This is a genomic window from Cytophaga hutchinsonii ATCC 33406 (assembly GCF_000014145.1).
In the GTDB taxonomy this organism is placed as follows: domain Bacteria; phylum Bacteroidota; class Bacteroidia; order Cytophagales; family Cytophagaceae; genus Cytophaga; species Cytophaga hutchinsonii.
Genome location: NC_008255.1, coordinates 3182834 through 3209769, shown reverse-complemented (window position 1 = coordinate 3209769; position 26936 = coordinate 3182834). Strand labels below are relative to the sequence as shown.

Annotated in this window: 19 protein-coding genes and 3 tRNA genes; 11 read left to right on the top strand and 11 right to left on the bottom strand. The window is 35.3% G+C overall.

All coding sequences use genetic code 11. From position 1 onward, the window contains the following. Positions 1-107 precede the first annotated feature (107 nt). The 3 genes from CHU_RS13680 to CHU_RS13670 are packed head-to-tail and all read left to right on the top strand — an operon-like array spanning position 108 to position 1790. Positions 108-743 carry a hypothetical protein gene (locus CHU_RS13680; RefSeq protein WP_072355972.1) on the top strand — a complete coding sequence of 212 codons (636 nt, stop codon included), beginning with the start codon at positions 108-110 and terminating at the stop codon, positions 741-743. Continuing rightward, on the top strand, positions 740-1147 hold the full coding sequence (locus tag CHU_RS13675; RefSeq protein WP_011586169.1) for a hypothetical protein: 408 nt from the start codon (positions 740-742) through the stop codon (positions 1145-1147). The genes CHU_RS13680 and CHU_RS13675 overlap by 4 nt, the downstream gene beginning before the upstream one ends. A 10-nt stretch (positions 1148-1157) precedes the next feature. After that, positions 1158-1790: an HD domain-containing protein gene (locus tag CHU_RS13670; RefSeq protein ID WP_011586168.1), complete on the top strand. Its 633-nt coding sequence runs from the start codon at positions 1158-1160 to the stop codon at positions 1788-1790. 150 nt (positions 1791-1940) lie between these two features. Here CHU_RS13670 and CHU_RS13665 read toward each other — a convergent pair whose 3' ends face one another. Genes CHU_RS13665 through CHU_RS13650 form a run of 4 tightly spaced genes read right to left on the bottom strand, consistent with a single transcriptional unit; the run spans position 1941 to position 8036 of the window. Continuing rightward, the gene (locus CHU_RS13665) at positions 1941-5093 is read right to left on the bottom strand and encodes an efflux RND transporter permease subunit (protein ID WP_011586167.1); all 3153 of its coding nucleotides are present in this window, start codon (positions 5091-5093) and stop codon (positions 1941-1943) included. 12 nt (positions 5094-5105) lie between these two features. Continuing rightward, the gene (locus CHU_RS13660) at positions 5106-6167 is read right to left on the bottom strand and encodes an efflux RND transporter periplasmic adaptor subunit (RefSeq protein ID WP_011586166.1); all 1062 of its coding nucleotides are present in this window, start codon (positions 6165-6167) and stop codon (positions 5106-5108) included. A gap of 21 nt (positions 6168-6188) precedes the next feature. Further along, positions 6189-7514 carry a TolC family protein gene (locus CHU_RS13655; protein ID WP_011586165.1) on the bottom strand — a complete coding sequence of 442 codons (1326 nt, stop codon included), beginning with the start codon at positions 7512-7514 and terminating at the stop codon, positions 6189-6191. 51 nt (positions 7515-7565) lie between these two features. Next, entirely contained in the window at positions 7566-8036 is a 471-nt protein-coding gene (locus CHU_RS13650) for a GbsR/MarR family transcriptional regulator (protein ID WP_011586164.1), read from the bottom strand. A 310-nt stretch (positions 8037-8346) separates the two neighbouring features. On the opposite strand from CHU_RS13650, the gene CHU_RS13645 reads away from it, so the two are divergent. Next, positions 8347-9183 (top strand): alpha/beta fold hydrolase, encoded by an 837-nt coding sequence (locus CHU_RS13645; RefSeq protein ID WP_011586163.1) that lies wholly within the window; start codon positions 8347-8349, stop codon positions 9181-9183. Here CHU_RS13645 and CHU_RS13640 read toward each other — a convergent pair. After that, positions 9163-9903 (bottom strand): SH3 domain-containing protein, encoded by a 741-nt coding sequence (locus tag CHU_RS13640; protein WP_041932400.1) that lies wholly within the window; start codon positions 9901-9903, stop codon positions 9163-9165. The genes CHU_RS13645 and CHU_RS13640 overlap by 21 nt on opposite strands. A gap of 57 nt (positions 9904-9960) precedes the next feature. Here CHU_RS13640 and CHU_RS13635 point away from each other — a divergent pair. The 6 genes from CHU_RS13635 (at position 9961) to CHU_RS18960 (ending at position 13926) form a co-directional block, all read left to right on the top strand. Next, positions 9961-10033 (top strand) — tRNA-Lys (locus tag CHU_RS13635). A gap of 178 nt (positions 10034-10211) precedes the next feature. Beyond that, a complete protein-coding gene (locus CHU_RS13630; RefSeq protein ID WP_011586161.1) occupies positions 10212-10535 on the top strand; it encodes a hypothetical protein in 324 nt (107 codons plus the stop codon). 385 nt (positions 10536-10920) lie between these two features. Beyond that, positions 10921-10993 (top strand) — tRNA-Lys (locus CHU_RS13625). A 180-nt stretch (positions 10994-11173) separates the two neighbouring features. Further along, positions 11174-12211: a family 16 glycosylhydrolase gene (locus CHU_RS13620; RefSeq protein ID WP_011586160.1), complete on the top strand. Its 1038-nt coding sequence runs from the start codon at positions 11174-11176 to the stop codon at positions 12209-12211. 52 nt (positions 12212-12263) lie between these two features. After that, a tRNA-Leu gene (locus CHU_RS13615) sits at positions 12264-12347 on the top strand. 70 nt (positions 12348-12417) lie between these two features. Further along, the gene (locus CHU_RS18960) at positions 12418-13926 is read left to right on the top strand and encodes an NFACT RNA binding domain-containing protein (protein WP_143144012.1); all 1509 of its coding nucleotides are present in this window, start codon (positions 12418-12420) and stop codon (positions 13924-13926) included. Between the two features lie 36 nt (positions 13927-13962). On the opposite strand, the gene CHU_RS13605 is transcribed toward CHU_RS18960, so the two are convergent. The 6 genes from CHU_RS13605 to CHU_RS13580 form a co-directional block, all read right to left on the bottom strand. Next, positions 13963-16053 carry a sensor histidine kinase gene (locus CHU_RS13605; RefSeq protein WP_011586158.1) on the bottom strand — a complete coding sequence of 697 codons (2091 nt, stop codon included), beginning with the start codon at positions 16051-16053 and terminating at the stop codon, positions 13963-13965. A gap of 174 nt (positions 16054-16227) precedes the next feature. Further along, positions 16228-18378, bottom strand: a complete 2151-nt coding sequence (locus tag CHU_RS13600; RefSeq protein WP_011586157.1) for a sensor histidine kinase — start codon at positions 18376-18378, stop codon at positions 16228-16230. Between the two features lie 80 nt (positions 18379-18458). Next, positions 18459-20582 carry a sensor histidine kinase gene (locus CHU_RS13595; protein ID WP_011586156.1) on the bottom strand — a complete coding sequence of 708 codons (2124 nt, stop codon included), beginning with the start codon at positions 20580-20582 and terminating at the stop codon, positions 18459-18461. A 188-nt stretch (positions 20583-20770) separates the two neighbouring features. Further along, positions 20771-22813: a sensor histidine kinase gene (locus tag CHU_RS13590; RefSeq protein WP_238379286.1), complete on the bottom strand. Its 2043-nt coding sequence runs from the start codon at positions 22811-22813 to the stop codon at positions 20771-20773. A 144-nt stretch (positions 22814-22957) separates the two neighbouring features. After that, the gene (locus CHU_RS13585; RefSeq protein ID WP_041932398.1) at positions 22958-23656 is read right to left on the bottom strand and encodes a GNAT family N-acetyltransferase; all 699 of its coding nucleotides are present in this window, start codon (positions 23654-23656) and stop codon (positions 22958-22960) included. A 9-nt stretch (positions 23657-23665) separates the two neighbouring features. Continuing rightward, positions 23666-25978, bottom strand: coding sequence for an Rv1355c family protein (locus tag CHU_RS13580; protein ID WP_011586153.1), 2313 nt, complete (start codon positions 25976-25978; stop codon positions 23666-23668). A 262-nt stretch (positions 25979-26240) separates the two neighbouring features. Between CHU_RS13580 and CHU_RS13575 the strand changes: the two genes are divergently transcribed. Further along, on the top strand, positions 26241-26705 hold the full coding sequence (locus CHU_RS13575; protein WP_011586152.1) for a response regulator: 465 nt from the start codon (positions 26241-26243) through the stop codon (positions 26703-26705). The last annotated feature ends 231 nt before the right edge of the window (positions 26706-26936 follow it).

The following is a 26936-nucleotide window of genomic DNA, read 5'->3' as shown; positions in this document are numbered from 1 at the left end:
TTAACTATTAAAAAATATAGCCCGCGGTTTTAACCGCGGGCTATATTTTTTAATAGTTACGGCTTAAAATTCTATATCTTTAATGTTTAATGTAACCAATGTATAACATGGAAAATCAATTTTTTAAAAGTGAAGGGATAAATAAAGGACAATTAAAACTGATCATAGGATTAATAAGTGTAAGGCTTTTAATCGGGCTGTATACAAGCTTCGGAATTTCGGATGATCTGTATGGATATCATATACTAAACATCTTTTTTAAAGTATGCGATATCGTTTGTGTGGCATACTTATACAAGTTTGTAGGCATTGATCTGGGGCAAAAAATATTTTTATTTTTAATTGTTTTAATAGCACTTGTAAATGTATATCTGTTATTTGCTTCAATATATATGCTTTTCCTGAGTATGGTGAATGGTGTGCCGGTGTATTCCATTTATACTAATCAATTTTATACGAACATTCCTTTAATCATATTATTTCCCTTAGAGATAATTATTGGTATACAGTTAATTTCAAATACGGCAGGAGGAGATCTGCAGCCGGCAATAAAATTTGTGGGCGTTTCATATATCGTTGAATTGGTTGGCATGTGTGCCATGCTGGCTCTGCAGTCTCTGTTTATGGAGCTATTTGTTTTTTATTCCTTTTTTTATTTTGTACTGTTTTCTTTATCTAATGTGGCTATGCTCTATATGTATGTAACAGCATTGAAAGACAATAGCCATAAAGAAGTAATATGAAAAGTTTATCAGATAATATAGGTTTGTTGAATAAGGATGGCGAAAAAATACAGCACATGCGTTTCAGTATGTTATTCTCCATAAACAGAAACCGCTATTTCGCTTTTATAAAAAACTATATTCAGTTTTATAATGAATATAGAACAATGTTGCTGACACACGCAAGCATTCCTGCAGAAGAATTGCCGGAGCTGGTGTATAAAAATTATTCTTTATCTGTACGGTATCAGGTATTGCTTATTCTGTTGTTCCCGGTTACGTTTTTTGTTTTCATCCTACACTGGAACTACATACAGGAACTGAAACGTGCTTTGAATCGTGGATTAGAAACCATAAACGGAGCGGTAAAAAAGCCTGTCAGTAAAAATACAAACCGTACACCGCCGAAGGTTAAACGGAAATAATCAAACGTATATGCAGTCAATGCTTAAACAAACATTCACAACACTGTTACACACCTATACAACGGATACAGGTTTGATTGATACATTGTGGAATGAAATTGAAAAGGCGTATTCAGCTTCTAAAAGAAAATATCATACACGTAGCCACCTGGAACATGTGCTTGCCCAATTAATATTGGTGAAAGATAACATTCAGGATTGGAACACACTTTTATTTACCTTGTTTTATCACGATGTAGTGTATAAAGCAAGCAGATCGGATAACGAAGAACAAAGCGCAGCAATTGCGGAAAAAAGAATGAAACAGCTTGCTGTTTCAGATGAAAAAATACAAAAATGTAAAAATCAGATTCTGGCAACGAAAAGTCATATTGAACAGACAGATGCGGATACAAATTATTTTACGGATGCAGATCTTTCTATTTTAGGCCAGGAGTGGGATATATACGCTGAATATTGTAAACAGGTAAGAAAAGAATATGCGCTGTATCCGGACTTTCTGTATATACCCGGCAGAAAAAAAGTATTAACACATTTTCTGAATATGGAACGGATTTTTAAGACAGATTATTTTTTTAAGGCATTCGAAGAAAAAGCACAAAATAATTTAACGGCAGAACTGCAGTTGCTGGAAACCAGGTAATACCATTGTACCTTAGAACATGCGATTCGTTCCAGCTGTAAAACAGGAAGAGTCCCGCATTGCTGCGGGACTCTTTTACTGTTATTAAACTAAACTACAACCATTATTGACAAGTATGGGAAACCTATGTCAATGTTTTTATAACACATTTTAATAATCAATCGTTTCTTTCGCCAATAATTCTTTTCTGCTTTTTTTGAAAAAACGCTTTCTGAAGAATTTTTCTACCCGTTCAATTGCTGTATCAATAATCATATACATAGTCGGTACCAGGAACAGGGTCAATATTAATGAACTGGTAAGGCCGCCGATAATTACCCAGGCCATACCATTTTTAACTTCGGCACCTGAGCTGGTAGCTAGCGCAATCGGAAGCATACCCGTAATCATAGCTATCGTAGTCATCAGGATCGGTCTCAAACGTTCTTTACCTGCTTCTACCAAGGCATCAAAGCGAGACATACCTTCTGCTTTTAAGTGATTGGTAAAATCGACGATCAGAATCCCGTTTTTAGCAACCAAACCAAGAAGCATGATCAACCCGACGATCGCAAAGATAGACATTGTCTCCATGCTTAATGCTAACGCTAAAAAGGCACCAATCATTGCCACAGGTATAGAAAATAATACCACAAATGGATAAACAATGCTTTCATACAAGGCAACCATGATCAGATAAACGAGGATAATACCCATTAACATAGCCATTCCAAGACTTCCAAAGGCATCTTTCTGGTTTTTTGCATCACCCTGATAATCGATCAGAATACCTTCCGGAAGTTTCTGTTTTTCAAGGGCCGCCTGAATATCGGCAACAATTGTTCCCGAAGGGCGGCCAACAGCTGCAGATGTTACTTTAATAGAGTTCATACGGTTGGTCCGCTCTAATACAGACTGGCCAAGTATTTCAGAAACTTCTGCTACATCACCCAAACGGATTGAAGCGCCCTGACTGTTTCGGATGATCAGATTTTTTACACTTTCAATGTCGCGTTTATCGTCTTTGTCAAGCGAAACATTGATGCTGTATTCTTCACCTTTGTCTTTGAATTTTGTCTGGTCATTTCCCCTGAAGGCAAGCTGTATAGCATTACCCACTTCAGGTATACTCATGCCAATATTCGATAATTTATCTCTGTTTAATTTAATGTCAATTTCAGTCTTTAAACTTTTTGTGCTGAAATCCACATAATCGGTACCCGGTGTTGCTACAACAATTTCTTTGAGCATTCGTGCAGCCTTCCATAAGCTATCCATATCGGTACCTTTCACAGCAATCTGAATCGGAGACTGGCTGTTACCGGTAATACTTACCGGCAATACAGTAACTTTAATACCTGGTATTTCTCCGATCTTATTGCGCATTTCAACACCAAACTTATCGGCCGATAACGCACGTTCAGACTTATCTACAAGGGTTACCGTGATCTCTGCAAGATTTGAATTGGAAGATCCGCCGCCCATGGCACCCGATTGGGTACCTACATTGGTAAATACCTTCGTTACCTCCGGTTGGGACAATAAGATTTCTTCAATCTGTTTTACTTTTAAATTTGTTTGGTATAAAGGTGTTTCAGGGGCGAGTTCAACTTTGATCGCAAATTCTCCGCGGTCACCGGCACTGATAAATGCAGCGCCAATGAAACCGCCGGCCAGAAGACCTCCTACACCAACAAACAACAAAAATATGCTGATAAGTACCCATCTTTTATGGCCGCGTTTAAGTACCCACGATAATCCTCTGCCGTAAGCTTCTTTCAGGCTTGTTAAGAACTCTTCAAACTTAATATTGATCAGCCCCCATAGAGAATCTTTGCTTAATACTTCCAGCTTTGCCCATCTTGACGCAAGGAGCGGAGTAAGGGTAAAGGATACAAATAAACTCATCAATGTAGAGAATACTACTACCAAAGAGAATTCACGAAGAATATTCCCGATGATACCGGTACTTAACGACAGCGGTAAGAATACCACAACGTCTACCAGTGTAATCGCAATAGCTGTAAAACCAATTTCACTTCTGCCATCTAAAGATGCCTGAACTTTATTTTTACCCATTTCAAGGTGACGAAAAATGTTTTCCAATACCACAATACTATCATCCACAAGAATACCAACAACAAGGGAAAGGCCCATCAATGTCATTAGGTTCAGCGAGAATCCAAACACATACATTAGGATGAATGTCGGGATCATTGCAGATGGAATGGCAACAAGAACAAATAATGAACTGCGGAAGCTGTGCAGGAACAATAACATTACACTACCTACAATAAGTACAGCCAGGAACAAATCGTGGATTACGGCATCAGCAGAAGCAAGCGTATAAACAGATTGATCGGATGCAATCTGATAATTAAATCCCTGTGCAGCATATAACACTTTTAATTCTTCCAGACGTTTCTTCGCATTCTGGCTTACATTTACTGTATTCGCATCGGATTGTTTAATGATCTCAATACCGATACCGCTTTGTCCGTTGATACGGTTAATTGTTGTTGATTCAGCAAGCCCGTCAGTTACTGTTGCAACGTCTTTAACCAATACACGGCTTCCGTCTTTATTTTCAGTAATAACAAGATTTCTTAATTCGTCTACCGTAGTAACTTTTGCATTCATACGGATAGATAAACGGTCGTCTGTAGTTTCTACACTACCTGCAGGGTATGAAGAGTTACTGTTGGCAATGATCTGGTTCACCAATGCAGAAGAAATTCCGTATGCCTGAAGCTTATCATTATCAAGCGTAATCTTGATTTCACGTTCATTTCCACCAATGATACTTACTGTACCAACCCCTTCAACATTCAGCATCAAAGGCTTTACTTTCTGATCAATCAGATCATAGAGCTGTCCTTGCGTCATATTTGCCGTAGCACTGATTTTCAATACCGGAATTTCGTCGAGGTTAACACGTCTGATTACCGGATCATCTACATCATCCGGCAGGGTTGCTTTAATTTCATTGATTTTTCTTTCTGCATCCCGTTGTGCATTAATAGTGCTTGTACCGGGCTTCAGCTGAAGTACGATCATTGATACACCTTCCATAGATGTAGAAGTGATCACATCAATACCTTCAATAGATGCAACGGCATCTTCTACCGGTTTGGTGATCGAACTCTGGATCTCGTCTGAAGAAGCACCTCTGTATATCGTCTGAACTGTAATTACATTTACCTCAAACTTAGGCAATAAATTATAATTTAAACTTTTGTAACTGATCCATCCGAAGAGGATCAACGTAAAGAAAATTACTGTAATCAGTAATGGTCTTTTTATGGATATTTCTGTAATAGACATAGCTACTTAATTTTATTTGTTGCCAACAATGCTTATGATACTTCCATTGGTCAGGTTAATCTGGCCATTGATTACAACTTGCTCTCCGGTTTTTAAACCACTCACAACCTCAACGTATTCGCCTACTTCACGGCCGGTAATAATTTTGCGCGAAGCAACTTTATTGCCATTCACAACATATACATATGGATTTTTAAGGCCTTCTGCCAATGCAATTTTAGGTATCTGTATAACTGAAGCAGTACTCTCCGAACGGAATTTTACCAGCACATACGTTCCGGCTTTTAAAATATTTTTACCATTATTATCAATTAATACTTCTACCAGGTAGTTATGTGCAGCATCTCCTTTCGGACTGATGAACGAAATTTTCCCTTTAAATTCCTGTCCCGGGTAAACATCTGTTGAAACAGATACGTTTTGTCCGTTTTGTAAACGGTACGCATCTTTTTCATTTACATATACAACCGCTTTTAATTTCTGAATATTAACAACTGTAGCGATCACTGTACCTACGTTTGTAAATTCACCCACGTTCAGGCTTTTGTTTGAGATAATGCCGCTGAAAGGTGCAATTATGTTTCCATCAGCAATCTGCTTTCTGATCTGGTCTGCTTCAATGCGCTTGTTATCGTAAGCATATTTTGCATCAATCACATTTGTTTCTGTTGCCGCTTTTCCTTCGTACAGTTCTTTTGTACGCTCATAGTCTCTTTTTAATTTTGCTTCAGATAATTCAACCGCTTCCAGATTCAATTGTTTCAGCTGCGAATCAATGGTACCAATTACCTGCCCTTTGCTTACACGTGATCCGTTTTCAATTGATAGACGTGTTATTTTACCGGCTACGGTAACAGCAATCTTTGACTCTTCAATCGGGTCAAGAGATGCGGGTAATTGAAACGAACTGTTCAATGGTTTTTCTTCTACAGCAATAACGGAAACCGAAACAGGAATTTTTGAGCGGTCAACAACCTGCTTGCTTTCGTTGAGTGTTTTTTTGTTGCTGATCAATCTTAATGTAATGATTGCAACAAGTGCTAAAATGCCGCCTATAATCAGAATTTTTTTCATATAGATAAATGCTTAGAAAGGTTATAGTTTAGTTGCAAATGGTATAAGTGTACCTTTTGCTTTTTCGTTATTAAGAGTAGAGGATAATAAATTTAAAGTAGAAGTAATGTAATTGTTCTGTGCTTCTTTTAAAGAATATTCTGCGTTTAATAAATCCGTTAGTGTAGCACTGCCTTTCTGATATTCAAGGTTTGTAATATCAAATACTTCCTGAGCTAATTCTAAATTTTCTTTGTTGTTTGCAACATCGTTATATGATTTTTTTAACTGCGTATTTGCATTCATATACTGAAGCTGCATGGTATTGTTATTAATAATAAAATTCTGTTTTGCGTTATCAAGCGTTAATTTACTTTGCTTTAACTGGCTGTCTCTTCTGAAACCGCTGAATATAGGTACATTCAGACGTAAACCTATAGTAGAGTAATCAAACCATCGGTCAAAGGCCGTATTGAATTCTGCGCCATATGCCTGTGCACCATAGCGCGCATAACCGGACAAGGTAGGTAAGAAGGCCGATTGTTTTCGCTTCACATCAATTTCCTGTAAGTGAATTTTTTCTGCATTTATTTTATATGCATATAGTTGTGTTACATCAAACTGGCTCGCATCCGAATCCGGAATCAGTTTTGCATAATCCAGCGAATCGTTGATGGATAAAGATTCCTGAAGTGTCATGCCCATGGCATCTTTCAGCTTGTTTAAGGCTAATTCTTTATTTGTTTCGGCAAGCGTTTTTTCTGCAGTTATGTTTTTGTAGGTTACAAGAATACGGTTGTATTCAACCTGTGTGGCAACACCCTTTTCGAACTGTAATTTTTTAATCGCTAACAGGTCTTTATATTTATTTTCATTAATTGTGAGGATACGGATACGTTCTGAATAAATAACCGTTTCGATGTATGCCGCTGAAGTATTGTAGATCAGTGTTTCCTGATTTTGTTTTAATGAAAGTGCTGAGATCTCTTTGTTCGGACCGTTCGCTTTGATGCCGTATAACAGCGACTGATCATATAATACCTGATCAAGCTGTATGACCGGTGTTGTTAAAAAAGGCTGCCCGAATTGCAGTCTTGTTTCTGTTGGGCTGAATGCGCCTGCAGGAATGATGGTTGTTTGTCGTTTAATATTGTAATCAAACGTTGCCGTACCGGCTACCTGAGGTAAATAGCCTGCTAATGCTTCTCTGCCTTGCTGGTTCGCAATCTCTACATTGTTCAGATAAACTTTATTGCTTAAATGATTCTGTAGGCTGAACGCAATACATTCTTTGAGGGTGAGTTTTTGCTGTGCATATACTTGTGTTGTAAACAACAAGAATCCAATGCACAAGGAGTAAATTCTCATAAAGATTTTTTTAGTTTAGGTTGTAGTCGGATTGAGTAAGAAAATATTGTATTACTTTTTAGATGTTTTCCAACGTTCAATTAATAAAGGAATTTCTTTGTGAAAGAAACTCATAAAATCATGAAGCTCGTTTAAACTTGCATTGAATTCAGGAGTTGAATCCGGACGCTGTTCAATAATTTCTTTCATAAGTGAATGCATGGTAATAATGCCTTCAAGTTTTTCTTTCATGTGTGATTTCCAGTTCACAATCGTTGCCCTGAAATATCTTTTGCGTTCACCCGGGTTTGTAAAATATTCAATGCGTTTTGTGGTAAGCAGCAGATTGATGGCTGTACTGGCAGCACTCTTGCTGATGTTCAATGCATCTCTTATTTCATCAAAAGTCAGTTCATTTCTGTCAGCAATCAGCATCAGAGCCATAACCCGCGCACCTGCCGGATGATGGCCTTCGTGTTCATAGAACACACCTAGTTTTTCTATGAGGACACGTTGTTTTTCAGTTACGATTTCAGTTGGCATAAGTATGTTGAAAATTGTATGCTATTAATACTGTAAAGTTATGAAAATATTAGTTAGTTCTTAATTTACAGAACTAACTAATATTTTCAATGTTGTATATTTATATTTAATTATTTGTATATCAATAATTTAAATTATTAAAGATGTATGAAAATTTAATAAATGTTACTATTTTATGTCAATAATAAAAATATTAAAAACTTAAAATTTGTACTATTTGAATATTTTATTAGTTTAAAGTAATGGTTTAAGTAAAACTATAAGTATCAAAATCGGTTTTATTATAGTAATTTGGTTAACCTGTTAACCGATGGAATCTGAAGTAATGCCTGAAAAAATGGAAGTCATACATGTTGATGGTATTTCTGTGTCGTACACCTATTACAAAGGTGGTGCATCATTTCTGTTTTTATTTCACGGGTTTGGCCAAACAGCAGACATTTATACAGCATTCATACCTCAAGTGCGCAGCCAGTATTCGGTCATTGCGTTCGAGTTGTTTACTTCACTTAAAAATAATAAAACATACGAACCTGTCATTTCAATACCGCAGTGGAATGCACTCATTGAACAGCTGCGTGAAAAGTATTCCATTGAAAAATTTTCAATCCTTAGTTTCAGTATGGGTACCCGGTTTGCGGTAAGTATGCTGGAACTGCAAGCCTTACGGATACAGCGTATGGTACTGATTGCACCGGATGGTTTTGGTAATACAGTATGGTTCAGGATTGCAACGGCAACATATCTGTCCCGAAAAATTTTTAAAGCCGTTATGAAGCATCCGGAAACAATAAAACGGATTGCAAAAGGAATGCATAAAGCAGGTCTGCTGAATCAGATTACATACAGGTTTATTGAGCGCAACCTGGAAAATAAATTCCTTACAGAAAAAATTTATCAGACCTGGGTATATGTACGGAAGTTACGTATGCCGCCGGAGGCCTTTATTTCCCTGATCAACAGGCATGGTATTAAATTGCTGTTTGTGCTGGGTAAGCAGGATCAGCTTGTGGCAGCCGGTAAGATACGCAGTATTGCCATGCAAACACACGCACAACTCATGGAGCTGGAGCTGGCACACCATAAACTGACACAAACAATAGATGGAGGAGAAGTGAAACGTTTTTTAATTTCCGATGGGAAGTAAATACACATCGCGTACAAAGCGATATTGATTTTTCCAATCGATTTCGTACCAGATACCTTCCTGCCGGATCACACGTACCCGGTGGCCCGCATCAATATTTTCTACAACAGCAGAACCCGATGACGGACCTTCCATTATAATGCAATCACTTTTAATAATACCCATGGAAGGTGTGATATCGTAATTATTCAAATAGAATACACCACCCAGAATACATACGAAAATAAAGGGGCGCATGCCCAGGCCAATGCCTTTTTTATAACGTAAAAATAAATACACAATGAATGGAATACCAATCGCACTCAGGGAGAAGATGATGTAATAATAGTATTCCTTATAAATTGAAATCAGGTATTCCAGATCTGTATAGCTATAACCGCTTAAATGGTATTTGTCACCAAGGTCCTCCATTTTTTGAATTACGCGGCTATCGGGGTAATACGAATACATGGTATTGAGATAATATAAGGTCATTACATAATGATCGGCAGATTCTTCAATCATAGCCATTCTGGAGAGCATCTGTTGGGAAAATGCGTGATCTTCTTCAAAGGCTTTTTTGTAATAGATAATCGCTGCCTGATAATCTTTCTTTTCAAACAGCGAATCTCCTATGGTTATATTGTTGTTTTTTAATGAATTAGCTTGAATGTTGAAAACTAAGGTTAAAAAAAGCGCGGCAATAATAAATATTTTAGGACTTAGGCTTTGCATTTTCATGAATCTCTCGTACTTTTGCACTCGCAATTACGGAAAAATATTCGGTAAAAGCACAACGATTCTGTAGCTCAGCCGGTAGAGCATAACACTTTTAATGTTAGGGTCCTGGGTTCGAATCCCAGCGGGATCACAGAAAAAAGGCTTCATTCAATTGAATGAAGCCTTTTTCTTTTTATATCCATAAGTAAAGGCGCAAGACTTTTTAAACCGGATAATCTGTTTGAAGGTTTTTAGTATTAAAGCTTTTAGTTATATTAAACCGGGCTTTTAACTTAACAGTTTACGGCTGATAATAACATACATGTTTTATGCAAATAGCCGCAATAGAAATTGTTGCCGATATCATTGTAATCATCACGGTTATAGACTTTCTTTTTGATATGATTGTAGGAGAGAATATTGTCTCGGTCATACGTAAAATGATACGTCCAACGGATAATGTTTATGAGGCTATGAAAGCACAGAAACGGGTAACGTATTTTAGTATTCTTTTTAAAGTATTATCCTTATGTGTACTTGTGTTTTCAACGGTATTTCTGAATTTATCCTGGACCGAATTAACACTATATGTGCTGGCTACCAGCATCTTCATTGCCAATATTACCGTGTTGGTTAATAGAGCATTAAACTAATTGCGGCTTATTTTTTTAGTAGAAGTATTTTTCCGGAGCGCAATAAAAAACGTGCTGTTTCATATCTATTGATTGGCTAATCGGGATAAACACGTTGAAAAGCATTTATGACTTCGATATTGGTCATAAAAAATTATTTTGATAACAGAGTCTATGAACTTCATAGTGTTATTTTATACAAACTCTTTAAGTAATAATAGTAGCTGTTAAGGTATATCTAAAAGTTTTCACATTGCTAATCGTCTATATTTCAAGATATATCGCGTAATTCTTAAATATGTGTATATGTTATTAGTTTCTTATGTGGCTTAGGTTTTGGTTATTTATTAAAAAGTGCTACTTTTGCATTCTCAATTATTGAAAAACAGCTCAAAAATTGAGAAATGATTCTGTAGCTCAGCCGGTAGAGCATAACACTTTTAATGTTAGGGTCCTGGGTTCGAATCCCAGCGGGATCACAGTAAAACAAAAGCCTCAGATTTATCTGAGGCTTTTTGCGTTTTTAAAGCTATTTAAATAGAATGTATGAATGTGAGTGTGCCGCATGCAAATAAACGTTGGATTCTTACTTGCATGCAACCTTTTTCGCTTGTTTGTGTTATGTTACATACAAACCGTTCAGTAAATCAGTTTAGGCTATGTTTAAGCGACTCATTCTTTCTTTACTTATTCTTAGTTCCATACACGTATATGCGCAGGAGAAGCCTTACCTGGGGGCTGAAATCCGTACGATAGAAACGTTTTTGTACGGTAAGTTTGAAGTACGCATGAAACCTGCTGAAGCAAGCGGTATCATCTATTCATTTTTTACCTTTTACGATGAAGCAGATTTTGCTACCAGCTGGAATGAAATTGATATAGAAGTGTTAGGACGCTATTCAAACGAAGTGCAGTTCAATGCCATTACCGGCAATCACCTGATGTCTGAAAAGCGCTACGTGCTGCCATTCAACCCGCACGAAAATTTTCACGATTATGCTTTTACCTGGACACCGCAATACATTGCCTGGTCGGTAGATGGGGCAGAGGTATACCGCTTAACGGGTAATGCAGCTGTTAAAATGAATCACCCGCAAAAATTAATGATGAACATCTGGCCAAGCAGTGCCGTTGGCTGGGCAGGCAAAATAGATGTAACTAAATTTCCGCTGGAAGCCGGATATGATTATGTTAAATATTATACCTATCAGCCCGCATCAAAAGATACGTTTAAATTAAAGTGGACAGATAATTTTGATAAACTGGATTATGGTCGCTGGCAATTGGCAACACATACGTTTGATACAAATGAATGTGTATTCACTCCGGATAACGCTGTAGTAGAAGAGGGGATTTTAAAACTCAAACTTACAAAGCCGGTAGATGAAGAGATCGTACCGCTGCCTACGCAATTTATTGAGTCGGCAACGTGTATACCGAACAGGTCAAAAAAATATGCGATGTACATTCCTGTGAAAGTTAAATTTTACGCACCCATGAGCCGTGTGTATTACAACCCCGAATTCTTTACAGTAAGTGAAGGTGTTGTGAAGCATGTGTATTTTGATGTAGATCGGACGTATGTAATTTTATATGTGGATGGATTGGATATCCGTAAAATCAAAACACAAAAAGTTTTTTATAAACCTGCTAGTTCCGATGCAGAAAAGTTTATACAGGATGTTATAATTAAATAGGTCCTGTACAAAACATCAGACAAAATTTTATATCTTTGAAATCAATTCCATCGCCCATATGGTGAAATTGGTAGACATGCCATCTTGAGGGGGTGGTGCCTTAAGTGGTGTGGGGGTTCGAATCCCCCTGTGGGCACTTAGTAATTCATATCGTGCAAAGCAGTTTTTTTATTTTACATGCACTTGCAGAGCAATTTCAAAAAGATTTGCACCAAGCTAAACTTACGGAAGCATTTGCACCGCAGGCAGACGAAATCTGTTTGGTATTTCAGAAAACAGATGCGACACCTTTTTACATAAAGGTTTTATTGAAAGATATGTTTCAATGTGTATTCGCTCCGGAAGAAATTTCTAAACCAAAACAAAACGTACACCCATACTTTACCGATATTTATGGATTATCTGTAATTGCAGTATATGCCGGCAGAAACGATCGTAGCGTTGTGATTGAGTTTATGGATGGCTCCTGCATTGTATTTAAAATGTATGCAACCCGCTCAAACGTTTTACTGCTTTCAAAAAATAATGTAACAGAAATCGTAAGGAAAGTACATACACGCGATTGGGATTTTTCATTAGATACAATAGATAAAGACATTCAATTTTATCCGGAGCAATCGGTAGAAGAAATGTTAAAGCCGATGTATTTACCGGCAATGGTTAATGAGTATCTGAAAGAACAGGTTGCTGGTTTAGCAGGCGCTGAATGTGCCAAGAAAATGCAGGGTTTATACAATCGCTTTGCTACAGCGGAAGAATATTATATTCAGTTGAAGGATCAGCAGGTTAGCTTTTGTCTGTGGCCAACGGAGTATACAATTTTCTCCTCTACAGATTTGTATGAAACGCTATCTAAATTTGTTCAGTTTTATTTCCGGTATAATTTATTTCAGGAAAGAAAAATAAAGTTAAAAAGCTTACTGCAGAAGAAAGCAGAAGGCGCAGAAAAATACATTAAAAAAACATCCGAACAATTGCTGCTGTTGTACGACCTGATACCGCCCAATGAAATTGCCGATGTGATCATGGCAAATCTGCACGATTGGAAAGAAGGTGTTAAAGAACGTGAGCTGTTTGATTTTTATCGGAATAAAACAATTGTTGTACAGTTAAAAGAAAAACTCTCGCCACAGAAAATGGCAGAGCAGCTATATAAAAAATCAAAAAACAGACACAAGCAGTTTAAGCAATTAGAAGTTATTGTTGAAGAGCGTAAATTGAAACAGGAAGGTTATAAAGCAGATTTAGCCAGCCTGGATTCAATCTCTGATTACAAGCAGCTGCAGGCGCTTGAATTAAAATATCAGAAAGAAGAAAAAGCGGTAGATGAAATTTTTCCGTTTAAACGATATCAAGTAAATGGTTTTGAAATTTGGGTTGGAAGAAATGCGTCAAACAATGAACTGCTGACATTAAAGTATGCACATAAAGATGATTTATGGCTGCATGCACGAAATGTACCCGGTTCACACGTAGTCATTAAGTATCAATCGGGAAAATCTTTTCCGCAGGATGTTATTGAAAAGGCTGCTGCTTTGGCGGCGTACTATTCAACCTTAAAAAACGATAGCTTGTGTCCGGTTTCATACACACAAAAAAAATTCGTACGCAAGTTTAAAGGAGGAGCAATCGGTTCCATGAAAATGGAACGCGAAGATGTAATAATGGTCGTTCCGCAGGATATGAAGGAAGCAGAAGGGCTAAAGAGGAAATAGGGTAATTGCTTATAAAAGCATACTTAATTACATGTGCTAGCTTGTGTAATTAACAGGCAGGGTAATGATAACCTCTGTTCCTTTACCATATTCTGTGTTCAATTCAATTGTACCATTGTGATCGCTTATAATGGAAAGGCTTACAGACATTCCTAATCCCGAACTGTTTCCTATGTCTTTGGTAGTAAAGAACGGCTCAAAGATTTTTGCCTTTACTTCATCAGTCATTCCTATACCATTATCCTTAAAGCTGATGAATATTTTTTTTGTGTCGGAATAGGTGCTTATAAGCAGCATGCCTTTATCTGCGCGATCTTTTTTTGCTTTAATGGCATATAAGGCATTGTTGATGATATTTATAAATACCTCATTCAGCTTAGCCGGAAAGCATTCTATTTGCGGAAGGGGGCTAAAATTTTTTGTAAGATTTATGGTTTCTGCAATTTCAGCATGCAGCTCTGTTAAGACAGAATTGATGTTCTCTGTAACACATATTCTTTTCAGGTCTGTATCATTTAATGGCGAAAATACCCGAAGTCCTTTTACAACAGCTGCTGTGCGTGTAGCACCATCTTCAATGCCGCTAAGCAGCTGCTCAATTTCTTCTTTGATGGATGAATAATCAAGCGTACTGTGTGAAGTATTTAATGGAATGATTTTACCTTGCGGATTATCAGAAGGTGCATGCATTTCATATTTAGTTAATAAATCAAAAATATCATCTGTTTCTCTTTTTAAAGGAATCGCATTCGATGCATCCGGTGAAATTTCTTTTTCTGTATGCATAAGCCATGTCTCTGCTTTTTCTAATTCAGAAAGTGCTTTATATAATGCATTATTGGCTTGCTCAATTTCTTTTGTACGTTCTGCTACTTTCTTTTCCAGTATGGTATTCTGGTTCGTAATAATCATTTCATTTTGTTGTAATGCATTCAAGGCAAGTGCTTGCGAGGTTTCTTTTTCCTTTTTGAGTATGTTTATCCGATCTGCTAATGCTAAGGAAAGCAGTGTTACTTCCAAAGCAGAACCGATCTGCATGGAATGGGCAGTAAAAAAATTATATGGAACTAAACCAAAATCTTTTCCAATAAAAATACAAGACCCAAGTAAGAGTACAAGCCAGGCCGATAGAAAAAATATCGCCGGCCGGTAGCCCATGTGTATAATCTTTATTGCTGTAACAATAATACATACACTTAGGCCAAATGTTAAAAGCTGTAAAGCTGTAAATGCAAGTATTTTTTTGTCCGCAAAATATAGAATAAGAATGCCGCTGAAAATGATTTCAAATAATGAAAACAATTTATGCAGGTTGGGTGCATGTTGTTTTGTTTTTAAAAAAATTTTTACAAATTCGATGCCGAATATAGTAGCTAATGTAGCAAATAATATAAGCGATAGATCATTAAATTCAGGGGCAGTAGGCCAGATGTATTTGAATCCGTACCCTGGTATTGTTATCTGGCTAAGGCCGATGCAAAAAATATAAAATACGTAAGCCAGATAACTTGAATCCAGAACAGTAAAATAAATAAATAAATTATAAAAAAACATTACAAAAATTATTCCTATAAAAATACCTATAAGAAGTTCCTGCTGAAGTTCTCCTTTCTCAATTACAGATTCGGTTGCAATATCAACATCAAAAATAATTGGTTCATTGCTTTTAAATTTTAACACATACGTAATGGTATCACCCATGCCGGCATTCATGTCGAATGCATAAAAGGGATAGTAATATTTTCTTGAGAAAAAAACATTTTTTTCCGAATACGTTACTTCTGAAAGTGTTTTTCCATCTGCTCTATAAAGAGTTACTTCATTTAAAAGTGGCTGATTAAACTTTAAAATTAATTTTTCAGGTGAGATATTTACGAAATTAAATGTAGCCCAATAAACATGATTGCTTAAACCCAGGTTTGGCATGGCTGAAGAATAAATACGTTTAGGAGTGCCTGATAAAATCTGATGTATTGTATATGTTTGATTTGTGTCTGCATATATGGCAGCTTGATTGCCAATATTTATTTTACCAGCGGCAGACGTATATGTTATGATAGGGAATGCTCCTAAACATTTTGAAATTATTCCTGATAATAGCAATAGAAATACACACAGACATTTCATAAAATTAAGACTTTTTCAATGTAAGTAACGTTTGTATTTGCATCACGGCAACGTAGTTTTTTAAAACTATATTAATATAGCGAAGGATCTGCATAAAAACGGTTGAATAGGTTCGATGAAATCTTTCAAAAGTTCCTTTTTAAATATATATTAAATACTGATCCATCCATACGGTTAGTATAATCCTATGGATGGATCAGCAGTGTTATTTACATAGTTGATAGGCAGCGTAATAATACATTCTGTGCCTTCCCCACATACTGTATTCAATTCAATCGTGCCATTATGAGCGCTTATGATGGACAAGGCAGTAGATAAGCCCAATCCCTTGCCCATAGCTTTAGTGGTGAAGAAAGGTTCAAATATTTTTTCTTTTACCTCATCCGTCATCCCTATACCATTATCTTTAATATTGATGGATACGTTATCGTTATTTGAAAACGTACGGATGAATAATAGACCTTTGTCTCCCGCACCCTTTTTTTCTTCAATAGCCTGTATGGCATTCGTTAAAATATGTATCAATGCCAGCTGCAGCTTTTCAGAAGAACATTCTATTTCGGGCATAGCCGAAAAATTTTTAACAAGTTCAATAGAATTGAAAATATCAGAATCCAAACGTGTTAACGCTGAGTTAATACTTTCTGAAACCTGTATTCTTTTCAGATCAGTATGATCTAATTGGTAGGATATCCGCAGCCCTTTTGTAACAGGAACTTTTGTAACAGACCTGTTTTCAATGTTATTAAACAACAGCTCCATTTCTGCTTTGATCGATGCATTATCGTTTTTGTTCTGGCTGGTATCAATTTTAATACTGTCTTTTTTAATAGTATCTGCTGGAGTATCCATGCTGTATTTATTCAGCAAGTCATGAATATCATCAAGATCTTTTTTTAAAGGATTAGCAACAGATGGAATGAAATGGATGGTTTTATTAGTTTCATCTGTTGGATATGGATTCATTGAAGATATTTTTTCTGTGTTGAGAAGGTGTGTTTGTGCTTTTTTTAGTTCAGCAAGTGCTTTGTATAATTCGTTATTTGTATTCTCTATTTCTTTTGTACGTTCACCAACTTTTCTTTCCAGTACAATATTCTGGTTAATAAGGATCATTTTGTTTTGCATCAATGCGTTCACTGCCTGTGCTTGCGACAATTCTTTTTCTTTTTTTAGAATGTTTATTTTATCGGCGAGGGCAAAGGAAAGGAGAATCACTTCAACAGCAGAACCAATCTGCATAGCATGGATAGTAAAAAAATTATATGGAATAATATCAAAATCTTTTGCTATAAAAATACATGCTGAAAGTAAAAGTATCAGCCAGGCTGTCAGAAAGAATATAGCTGGCCTGTAGCCAATGTATATGATCTTTATTGCTGTAACTATTATGCATATACACAGAACAAATGTAATAAGCTGTATAATCGTGAATGCAAGTAATTTGTTACCCGTAAAATATATAAGAAGAGTACAGATGAAAATGATTTCAAATAATGAAAATAATTTATGTACACGAGGTACGTGTTGTTTTGTTCTTAAAAATTGTTTTAAAAATTCAATAGCAAATACCGCCGCAAAAACAGAAAATAGGGTAACAGATAAATCATTAAAGGCTGGAAAATTTGGCCAGATATACTTAAAACCATATCCTGGTAATGTTATATGAGTTAGCCCGATGCAAATAATATAACAAACATAAGCGAGATAGCTTGAATCCAGAACAGTAAAATAAATAAATAAATTATAAAAAAGCATAACAAAGATTATTCCTATAAAAATGCCCGTTATGAGTTCTTGCTGAAGTTCTTCTTTAGCGATTACAGATTGATTGGCAATGTCAACATCAAAAATAATGGGTTCATTACTTTTGAATCGTAATACATAGGTAATGGTATCGCCCATGTTGGCGTTCATGTCAAATGCATACGAGGGGTAATAATATTTTCTTGATAGGAAAGGCTCGCTTTCCGAATAGGTTATTTCTGAAAGTGATTTGCCGTCTGTTCTGTAAAGAGTTATTTCATTTAAGAGCGGCTGGTTAAATTTTAAGATTAAATTTTCAGAAGATGTATTTACCAGATCAAAGGTTGCCCAATAAACATAACTACTTAAACCCAGGTTTGGCATAGCTTCCGGATACACATATTCAGGAGTATCTGATAAGATCTGATGTATGGTATATGTCTGATTGGTATCTATACGTATTGAAGCCTTATTGCCAATGTTTAATTTTTCAGCGGCATTTGTATAGGTTACAATAGGAGAGGCTCCTGCAACGCTTATAATTGCTGCTGATAACAATACTATAAATAAATATTTCATTCAGATTAAGCTGTTTGATCACGTGGGGCAAATCGTGAAAATTTAATAAATATGAATTCTTTTAGCTATGTCAGAACGGTTTATTTCGTATAATTAATAGGGAGGGTAAGAATAACCTCTGTTCCCTTGCCATATGTTGTATTTAATTCAATTGTTCCATTATGATCGCTTATAATGGAAAGACTAACCGACATGCCCAATCCAACACCGTTTCCTATATCTTTGGTGGTAAAGAAGGGCTCAAAGATTTTTGATTTTATTTCTTTTGTCATGCCGATGCCATTGTCTTTAATGCTGATGTATATTTTTTTTGTATCGGAGTATGTGCTTATAATTATTAATCCTTTATTTTCCGGGTCTTTTTTTGCTTTAATTGCCTGTATGGCATTATGGAGGATATTCATAAATACCTCATTCAACTTAGCCGGGAAACATTCTATTTCAGGTATGGCCGTAAAGTTTTTTGCGAGTTCAATGGTTCCGGAAATTTCAGTATGTAAATCTGTTAAGATGGAATCAATACTTTCTGTAACAGATATTCTTTTCAGATCCGTATCATTTAAGGGGGAAAATACGCGAAGCCCTTTTACAACAGCAGCTGTACGTGTAGCTCCATCTTCAATACCACTAAGCAGCTGCTCAATTTCTTCTTGGATAGATGAATAGTCGATCGTGTTTCGTGGTGTATTTAATGGAATGATTTTACTTTCCTTATCACAAGGTACGTTCATGTCATATTTCGTTAGCAAATCAAAAATATCATCCGGCGCTTTTTTTAACGGAATATTTGATGTGTTAGTATTGTCTGAAGATAAGCCATCCAGTGAAATCAGTTTTCCTGTCTTTGCAAGACGTGTATCTGCTTTTTCTAATTCTGCAAGCGCTTTATACAACGCGCTGTTGGCTTCTTCAATTTCTTTCGTACGTTCACCTACCTTTTTTTCGAGTATGATATTCTGGTTGGTAATAATCATTTCATTTTGCTGCAGGGCATGCAAGGCAAGTGCCTGCGATGCTTCTTTTTCCTTTTTTAGGATATTGATCCGATCTGCTAATGCCAAAGATAGGAGTGCTACTTCTAAAGCCGAACCGGCAGGCATTGTATAATTTGTAAAAGAATTGAAGGGGAAAAATCCGAAATTTCTTAATACAAAAATTAATACACCAATCATAAAAACCGTCCATCCTAATAAAAAAAAACGTGCTGGTTTATATCCCTGAAAAGACATTTTGATTGATACATACATGCAAAATATGGAAATGATAATTCCATTAATATCAATAATGTTATAACTTAAATGTTGATGTTCGGAAAGGGCTGCGATTATTGAGCATATGTACAACAATACAATTATATAAATACAGAATACAAGCTTTGGCGCATATGTTTTCAGTTTTAAAAAACTATTGATAAAAATAGCAATACATGAACTTCCTATGGCTGCAGCAATGTACAATGCATGACTTGCAAGCCAAAGGTTCTCTGGCCATAATAGTCTTTTTGCATATCCCAGAAGTGTTACTTGAGTTAAGCCAATGAAAAGTATATAAACAATATAATATAAATAGCTGATATCTTTAACCATTATAAAGATGAATGCATTGTATAAAAACATTACGAGAATTATTCCTATATAAATCCCCACCATAATATCCATCAAACTGTTTGATTCTGCAATAATCTCTTTTTCTCCCAGATATAATGGAATTAATATTTGCTCGGCCGAGTTGATTTTCATATAAAATGTTTTCGTTTCATTTTGATCAATTGAAACGTCATAAATGAAATTTTGATTTTTATATTTCCTACTTGAAAAAGTTTTTAGATCACCCGCTTTAATAATGGAATATATTCCTTTGGAATTCAAATAATACAGGTCTGCAACATCCAACAAGGGATAAGATAATTGTAAAAGTAAATTCTTGGATGGTGTGTTGTTGCAAATAGAAAATCTAATCCAAAAAGTGGATTTGCTGACACCTAAATTAGGTACTTCAAATTTTGAACGTGTGAAATTATTTTTCAGGATAACGTCCTCAAAAGATAGTGCTGAACTTGTATCCTCAAAAATGTAGATGGATGTCTTTATATCTTTAAGGGTACCGGTGTCTGTAAAATATATGATTGAATCAGCTTTTGAGGCGAATAAAAAGGTGCTTTGTAAAAAAAAGAATAATATTAAAATACGTTTAATATGTATCATTGTAGCAGTTTGGTATGCCCTTTGTTTAGATTAAATTAGCATATCTATGACATCAAATCTAATTTATTTTAGGCATATTTTATATTTATATCAAAAAATATGCGTTACAGCAAAAAAACTCATTGGTTAGGTATTTTTATTGTAACGCATATGCTGTAAAACGAAAATATTCCAGCTATTGGGACACCTTAATTTTTATAAGTAATAGGTAGAACAATTATAAACTCTGTTCCTACGCCAGCTTCTGTATTCAATTCGATAGAACCATTGTGATCACGTATAATAGAGAAGGTGATTGACATACCTAAGCCTGTACCTTTGCCAACGGCTTTGGTAGTAAAAAATGGTTCAAAGATTTTTGCTTTTACGGCATCTGTCATTCCGATACCGTTGTCTTTAATGCTTATATATACATTAAGATTATCTGCAGAGGTGCTTATTGTTAATTGGCCTTTTTCCTGAGAATCTTTTTTAGCCTTTATGGCATAAATAGCATTATTAAAAATGTTCATGAAAACCTGGTTCAGTTTTCCCGGGAAACATTCTATTTCAGGAATGTTTCCGAAGTTTTTGACTAATTCTATTGAACCTGAAATTTCAGGATTTAAAAGGGTTAATGTAGAATTGAGACCTTCTGTTATATTGGTGCGTTTCAAATCTGTTTCATCCAGTCTGGAGAATACCCGAAGCCCTTTTACAATATCCGCTGTACGGCCGGCACCATCTTCAATCCCTTTGAGTAAATATCCGATCTCTTCTTTCAGGTAATTGTAATCTATTTCATTTCGGAAGGTATTGATTTCAGAAATTTTAGATTCTATATTTTGTACCTCAATCGTTTCATATTTATTTACCAGCTCATAAATATCTTCAATATCTCTTTTTAGTGGTTTAACATTTGAAACCACAAAATTGATTGGATTGTTTATTTCATGCGCAATACCGGCTGTAAGTTGCCCAAGGGATGCCATCTTTTCTGAGTTCACCAATTGAGACTGCGCTTGCTTCAGCTCCAATAAGGCACTTGATAAATCATTATTGGTTTTCTGCAATTGTTTGGTTCGTTTTTTAACATTGCGTTCTAAAACAATATTCTGATTGGTTATGATCAATTCATTTTCCTTTAACGCGCGCAGGGCTTGCGCTTGAGATTCTTCTTTTTCTTTTTTCAGAATATTAATCCTGTCTGCTAATGCTAATGAAAGTAACACTACTTCTATTGCGCTTCCCGCAGGCATTGCATACACGGTAAAATTATTATAAGGAAGAACTCCAAGATCTTTTAGTATGAACAGACATACGCCTATTAAAAAAGTAAACCACGCAATGGAGAAAAAAATAGCTGGTCTATAACCCTTTCTGGCAATAATAAATCCGACAAATAATGTATACAAAGACACCAACATGGCATTGATATGAATTACCTGTTGGCTTTGATTATAATTTCCTGTTACAGCAAGTATGATACATATTATATATATAAAATTTATAATGTAAAATCCTTTATATAAAATTTTTGAATGTTCTTTAACTTGTAAAAAGACTTTTGCAAATTCAGCAATAGCTATTCCTACAAAGGAAGGTAACAGATACATTGTATGTATTGCTAACCACGAGCTGTTGGGCCACAGATATTTGAACGTATATCCATGCAGGAACGTCTGCGTAAGTCCTACGCACATAATATAAATTACATAAAATAAATAACTTTTATCCTGAACAGTAAAATAAAGAAACAAGTTATATAAAAACATTACAATAATTATCCCGAAATAAATTCCAAAAATGGCATCCTTAGTTGAGATGCTTTCAAAAATTTTTTGTGGTGTTCCGATTGTGATCGGGAGCATAATTTGCTCGCCACTTTTTATTTTAAGATAATAGGTTTGAGTCTGGTTGTTTTTTATAGTGATGTCATATATGTAATTGGGGTCATTGTATCTCCGTTCCGAAAAATCTTTATATTCGCCCATCTTTTCTATTCGCATCTTCCCATCTTCAAATGAATAAAATTCAATTTCATCGATAATCGGAAAATCAACTTTTAATAAAAGTTTAGGAACATCGGTTGTATTCTTGATTGTGATTTTCAACCATTGAGCGGAAGATGTAACGCCAAGATTTGGAACTTTTTGATTTACGGCAATAAAATCCTTGCGGGAAACAATATCATTAATCGTCAATAAATTTGTTTCATCCTGAAAATACATAATACCCTTGTCGATTTTCATAATACTGGAAGGATCTGTATATAAAAATATATTCTCAGCATTAATTAAAAACGGCAAAAAAAGAAAGGCTAATACATTAATAAGCGTTTTTTTATTCATAGTGCAATGAAAATATCTAAAAGGGTCAATCACAATATTGCTTTTTTAACTTTGTTTTACAAGAAGATTGTAGTTCACATCAAATTCATCTTTAGGCCCATCTTCTGTTTTTCTTTGATTTGGATTATTTTTCATATCCATAATTTTGATTCTATCGGCATTTGTAGCATTGGGCAATGTTCGTAGATCATTAATGATAAGAGCCACCGCCACCATGTCAGATTTAGGATAATAGAAAGCGCCGTGATCACCCAAAGAAGGAATAATTTCAAACCCCTGATCTTTAAATATATTTTGATACGTTCTTTCTGCACATATTACGAATAAAGTAGATAAGTTTAACTGAATCGCCAGTGCAATGGCAGCCCTTGTCAACATGGTACTGATACCCATACCGGCAACTTCTCTTGCATTCCATAAACCGCATAATTCTCCTGAACCTTTTTTTCCATGTTCTTCCACTAATTTGTAAATATGAGGATCCATTTTTCCTATAGCATCTTCTATTGGCAAAGGCTGAGTACCCCCTACAATGTGTATTCTTGCCCCGCCTACTATTTTACCCGATTCAACAGATTCCGCAATAATAACATATGCATTAGGATTAAAAAACCACTCCGTATTGGCTGAAGTAATTTCAGTGATACCAAATATTTGCAACACTTCTCTATGACCATTCATAAATTGCTCACATAAATGAATATCTTCTATCGCACGAAAAGCTCTTATCCGAATGCTATACACAATACTTATTTATTTCGTCCAGGTAAGAACTGATTCAACCGGTTTTCTCAGGGATCTAACCTGGAGTTCTGATGAAAGTGATATTTTGAAAAGGAATATTTCTCCCATATTTTCTTTTATCGGAAATATAGTAAGGAATTTTTTTCTTAATTCTTTCAGCTCATCAGACATTTTCGCTGGTATGTTTTCGCCATTTCCATGTATTAATCTTGTGAATAAAAAAAGAGGTGCTAACATTGGCTGTATGGATAAATTCCGTTTTGTAGCTTCCAGCCATATTCTTTGCACACACTGTCCACCCAATAAGTAATTCACGTTGTTGTATGTTGGCATTGTTAAGAAAGCAATGGCAGCCGCAGAATCTACAGCTTTTCTGGTCATCTTTTCAAAAGCTTTTCCACCTTCCCATATTGTGAGATATTTAATGACATCCGGGTCTGAGGCCATTTTGAAGCCGGCTACTTCCGAAGGTGTTAAATCAAAAGCTGCAATATCTAAACCATCCCGTGTTTTTTCACAGTCTTCTTTTGTCCACCGTATTTCTTTAGTAAAAAAATCGTGATGCCCTTCAGGATGCATAAACCTTAATCTGTCGCATGCGGCGATTACATTTTTAATTGCCTCCAAATCGGCATCCGATTCAATAATATGCAACACTGCTCCAGGTATTGATTGAGCAATATTTTTTAATGAATCAATATCTGACTTGTCTACAGAGATTCTTTTGCCATTATTTCTGTTTGTACATCTCTTTTCAATATAATTTACTAAATAATCAGTAGGTTGTTTTTGAGCAGGTAATATTTCTGAAAATGAGAAAACAGCAACGAGTAAGGGTTTTTCAGGAAGTGGGAAAATATTTTTAGTGACATTCAAACCTAAGTGATGAGCTTTCAGGATAAGATTTTCAATGCAGGCTCCCATCGTTACATTACTTCCTACTTCGTCATAATCACCAAATGAAATCGTGATACTTTTATCATGAAACAGCAAAAGAGAACCTTCTTTGTAAAACCACTTCCATGGTTGGTTATTTCCAACGGAAGGAGCAAGATTAGCTGCGTTTATTAATTCAAACAGCGTTCCTTCGCTTAATAAGAAGTTGGCACTTCTTATTTCTATACTTAATTCTTTATACGTATTTTCCATGTCCTCTCCGGTAATTTCAGGAAAGGATGGAAAGGATCGTTCAGTTGTTGGATTGATCTTTATTTTATTGCCGACTAATTCTTCCATGTCAACAATATATCTACCCGAGTCGTGAAACTGATCTAATATGATTCTCCTGCAAATATCAGCACCGATACCACCGCCAAAAACCACTGAAGAAGCCAACTGAGGCCAGGTCGTAATTGTTTGTTCGATCTCTACCATAGAAGCCTTCATTCTTTTCGATATGGTATCAGTCCCTAACATAGGAAGTATGTATGGAATTTTTTCCTCATTCGTTTTTAAATATTTTAATTTCTTGTGATCAAGATGGTCTATTAATCCATGTAAAATCGTGCGATCAGGTTCCAGATCAAAACGTTCTATATCAATAGTACCTCTGTCACTGGATTCCATGAACACAGGGATCTTCAACTCTTTCGCTTTATACCGGCACAATATCTTTATATCCAAACCATCGCACTCGTCAATAACAAGATCTAACTTACCGTTCTTAAGAAAAAAATCATCTATATTATCCTCGGTAATACCATCTGAGAAAAGTGTAACATTCAAAAAGGGATCTATTTCCAGAATTTCTCTGGCAACACAAACTGTCTTTTTTAAATTTAAATTTGATAAACCACTTCTTATTCTATTCAGATTGCTTAATTCGAGAACATCAAAGTCTGCTATTCTTAATTCACCAAAACTTCTTTCTAAGGCTAAGGTTAAAGAAATAGATTGTCCTACAGATAATCCAATGACGCCAATTTTTTGTTTCGAGAGTTTGTCACGCTCTTCTGGTGTAATCTTGTATTGATTTCTGTTTGTTCTGACTTCTATAAATTCATGTTCATCCAAAATATGAACTAACCGATTGGACCATGGATAATAGACCCAAACCCCGTATTCTTCCATTGGAAGACCATTAAGGTGATTGTCAATCAAATAATCGTAATCAGCGTCGTTAAGTTTTCTGGTCGGATGTAATAATTTGATAAGTTCTTTTAATTGCCCCTGTATTTCGTTAAAGATGAATATCCTGTCATTGTCACTTAAAAGCTTTTCAAGCGCTAACCTGTCTTTTTCAAAAGCAAGTCTAAAAAAAATAGGCTTATAAGCTGTAAATGCCTCTTCAGATTTATTTATATCAGTTAAACGTTTATTCATAACATTATAAAATTATCAGGTGTTGATCAATTAAAGCTGTATCAAAATAATTTGTGCATTTTTGTGAATTGAATATTAAAAAAAATATCTTTGTAAATACGGCAAAGTATGCTATAATAAATTTATTATTATAGCAATATTCTATTCAAATGCTTTTTTTATATTTATTACATAATACTCATTAAACCCTGAAAATGTTACGTTTTTTGAAAATATAGCCTTAGATTGTATCAATTAATACCTTTTATGAATCAATAAAATTATGGAAGAGCCAAAAATTAAAGTACTTTATATTGATGATGAGGTCAATAACCTGTCAGCATTTAAAGCCAATTTCAGAAAGCTTTATGACATATATACTGCTGAGTCTGCGAGCGAAGGACGTAAAATACTTGAAAGCGTAGATGTTGAAATTATTATTACAGATCAACGTATGCCTGAAATGACCGGTGTAGAATTTTTAGAATCTATTATCAAAGAATTCCCGAATCCGATCAGAATATTGCTTACCGGATATACCGATATGCAGGCATTGATTGACGCTGTAAACAAAGGCCAGATCTATAGATACATCAATAAACCCTGGAATGAAGAAGAATTAAAGATGTTTATCAATCAGGCACACGAATTGTATACGTTAAGAAAAGAAAACGAAGACTTAACAAAAGAACTTCTTAAAGTAAACAATCAGCTTGAATTTATGATCAGACAAAAATTATTGTCGTAAAATAATTCAATTTTAAGTGTCAGGATTTTTTTAATTAAATTAAAGCCTGTTAAGATCTTTTATTCAATCAGCTATAATGCTTTTTAGCATTAAAAATATTTTATATAATCAACAGCATCAGCAAAAAAATGCTGCTTAGCTGGAAATACAGCATTTTTTATCCGTTGGAATTAGAAGACAGAATAAATAGGAAACAAAAATCAATCTAAACCAGATTGATTTTTGTTCTTT

Bases quoted from the DNA above. Each gene is read 5' to 3' on its own strand.
- CHU_RS13650 (WP_011586164.1), bottom strand. From the start codon at position 8,036: ATGCCAACTGAAATCGTAACTGAAAAACAACGTGTCCTCATAGAAAAA.
- CHU_RS13675 (WP_011586169.1), top strand. From the start codon at position 740: ATGAAAAGTTTATCAGATAATATAGGTTTGTTGAATAAGGATGGCGAA.
- CHU_RS13590 (WP_238379286.1), bottom strand. From the start codon at position 22,813: ATGAAAATCGACAAGGGTATTATGTATTTTCAGGATGAAACAAATTTA.
- CHU_RS13665 (WP_011586167.1), bottom strand. From the start codon at position 5,093: ATGTCTATTACAGAAATATCCATAAAAAGACCATTACTGATTACAGTA.
- CHU_RS13680 (WP_072355972.1), top strand. From the start codon at position 108: ATGGAAAATCAATTTTTTAAAAGTGAAGGGATAAATAAAGGACAATTA.
- CHU_RS13595 (WP_011586156.1), bottom strand. From the start codon at position 20,582: ATGATACATATTAAACGTATTTTAATATTATTCTTTTTTTTACAAAGC.
- CHU_RS13670 (WP_011586168.1), top strand. From the start codon at position 1,158: ATGCAGTCAATGCTTAAACAAACATTCACAACACTGTTACACACCTAT.
- CHU_RS13600 (WP_011586157.1), bottom strand. From the start codon at position 18,378: ATGAAATATTTATTTATAGTATTGTTATCAGCAGCAATTATAAGCGTT.
- CHU_RS13605 (WP_011586158.1), bottom strand. From the start codon at position 16,053: ATGAAATGTCTGTGTGTATTTCTATTGCTATTATCAGGAATAATTTCA.
- CHU_RS13640 (WP_041932400.1), bottom strand. From the start codon at position 9,903: ATGAAAATGCAAAGCCTAAGTCCTAAAATATTTATTATTGCCGCGCTT.
- CHU_RS13575 (WP_011586152.1), top strand. From the start codon at position 26,241: ATGGAAGAGCCAAAAATTAAAGTACTTTATATTGATGATGAGGTCAAT.
- CHU_RS13645 (WP_011586163.1), top strand. From the start codon at position 8,347: ATGGAATCTGAAGTAATGCCTGAAAAAATGGAAGTCATACATGTTGAT.
- CHU_RS13660 (WP_011586166.1), bottom strand. From the start codon at position 6,167: ATGAAAAAAATTCTGATTATAGGCGGCATTTTAGCACTTGTTGCAATC.
- CHU_RS13580 (WP_011586153.1), bottom strand. From the start codon at position 25,978: ATGAATAAACGTTTAACTGATATAAATAAATCTGAAGAGGCATTTACA.
- CHU_RS13620 (WP_011586160.1), top strand. From the start codon at position 11,174: ATGTTTAAGCGACTCATTCTTTCTTTACTTATTCTTAGTTCCATACAC.
- CHU_RS13655 (WP_011586165.1), bottom strand. From the start codon at position 7,514: ATGAGAATTTACTCCTTGTGCATTGGATTCTTGTTGTTTACAACACAA.
- CHU_RS13630 (WP_011586161.1), top strand. From the start codon at position 10,212: ATGCAAATAGCCGCAATAGAAATTGTTGCCGATATCATTGTAATCATC.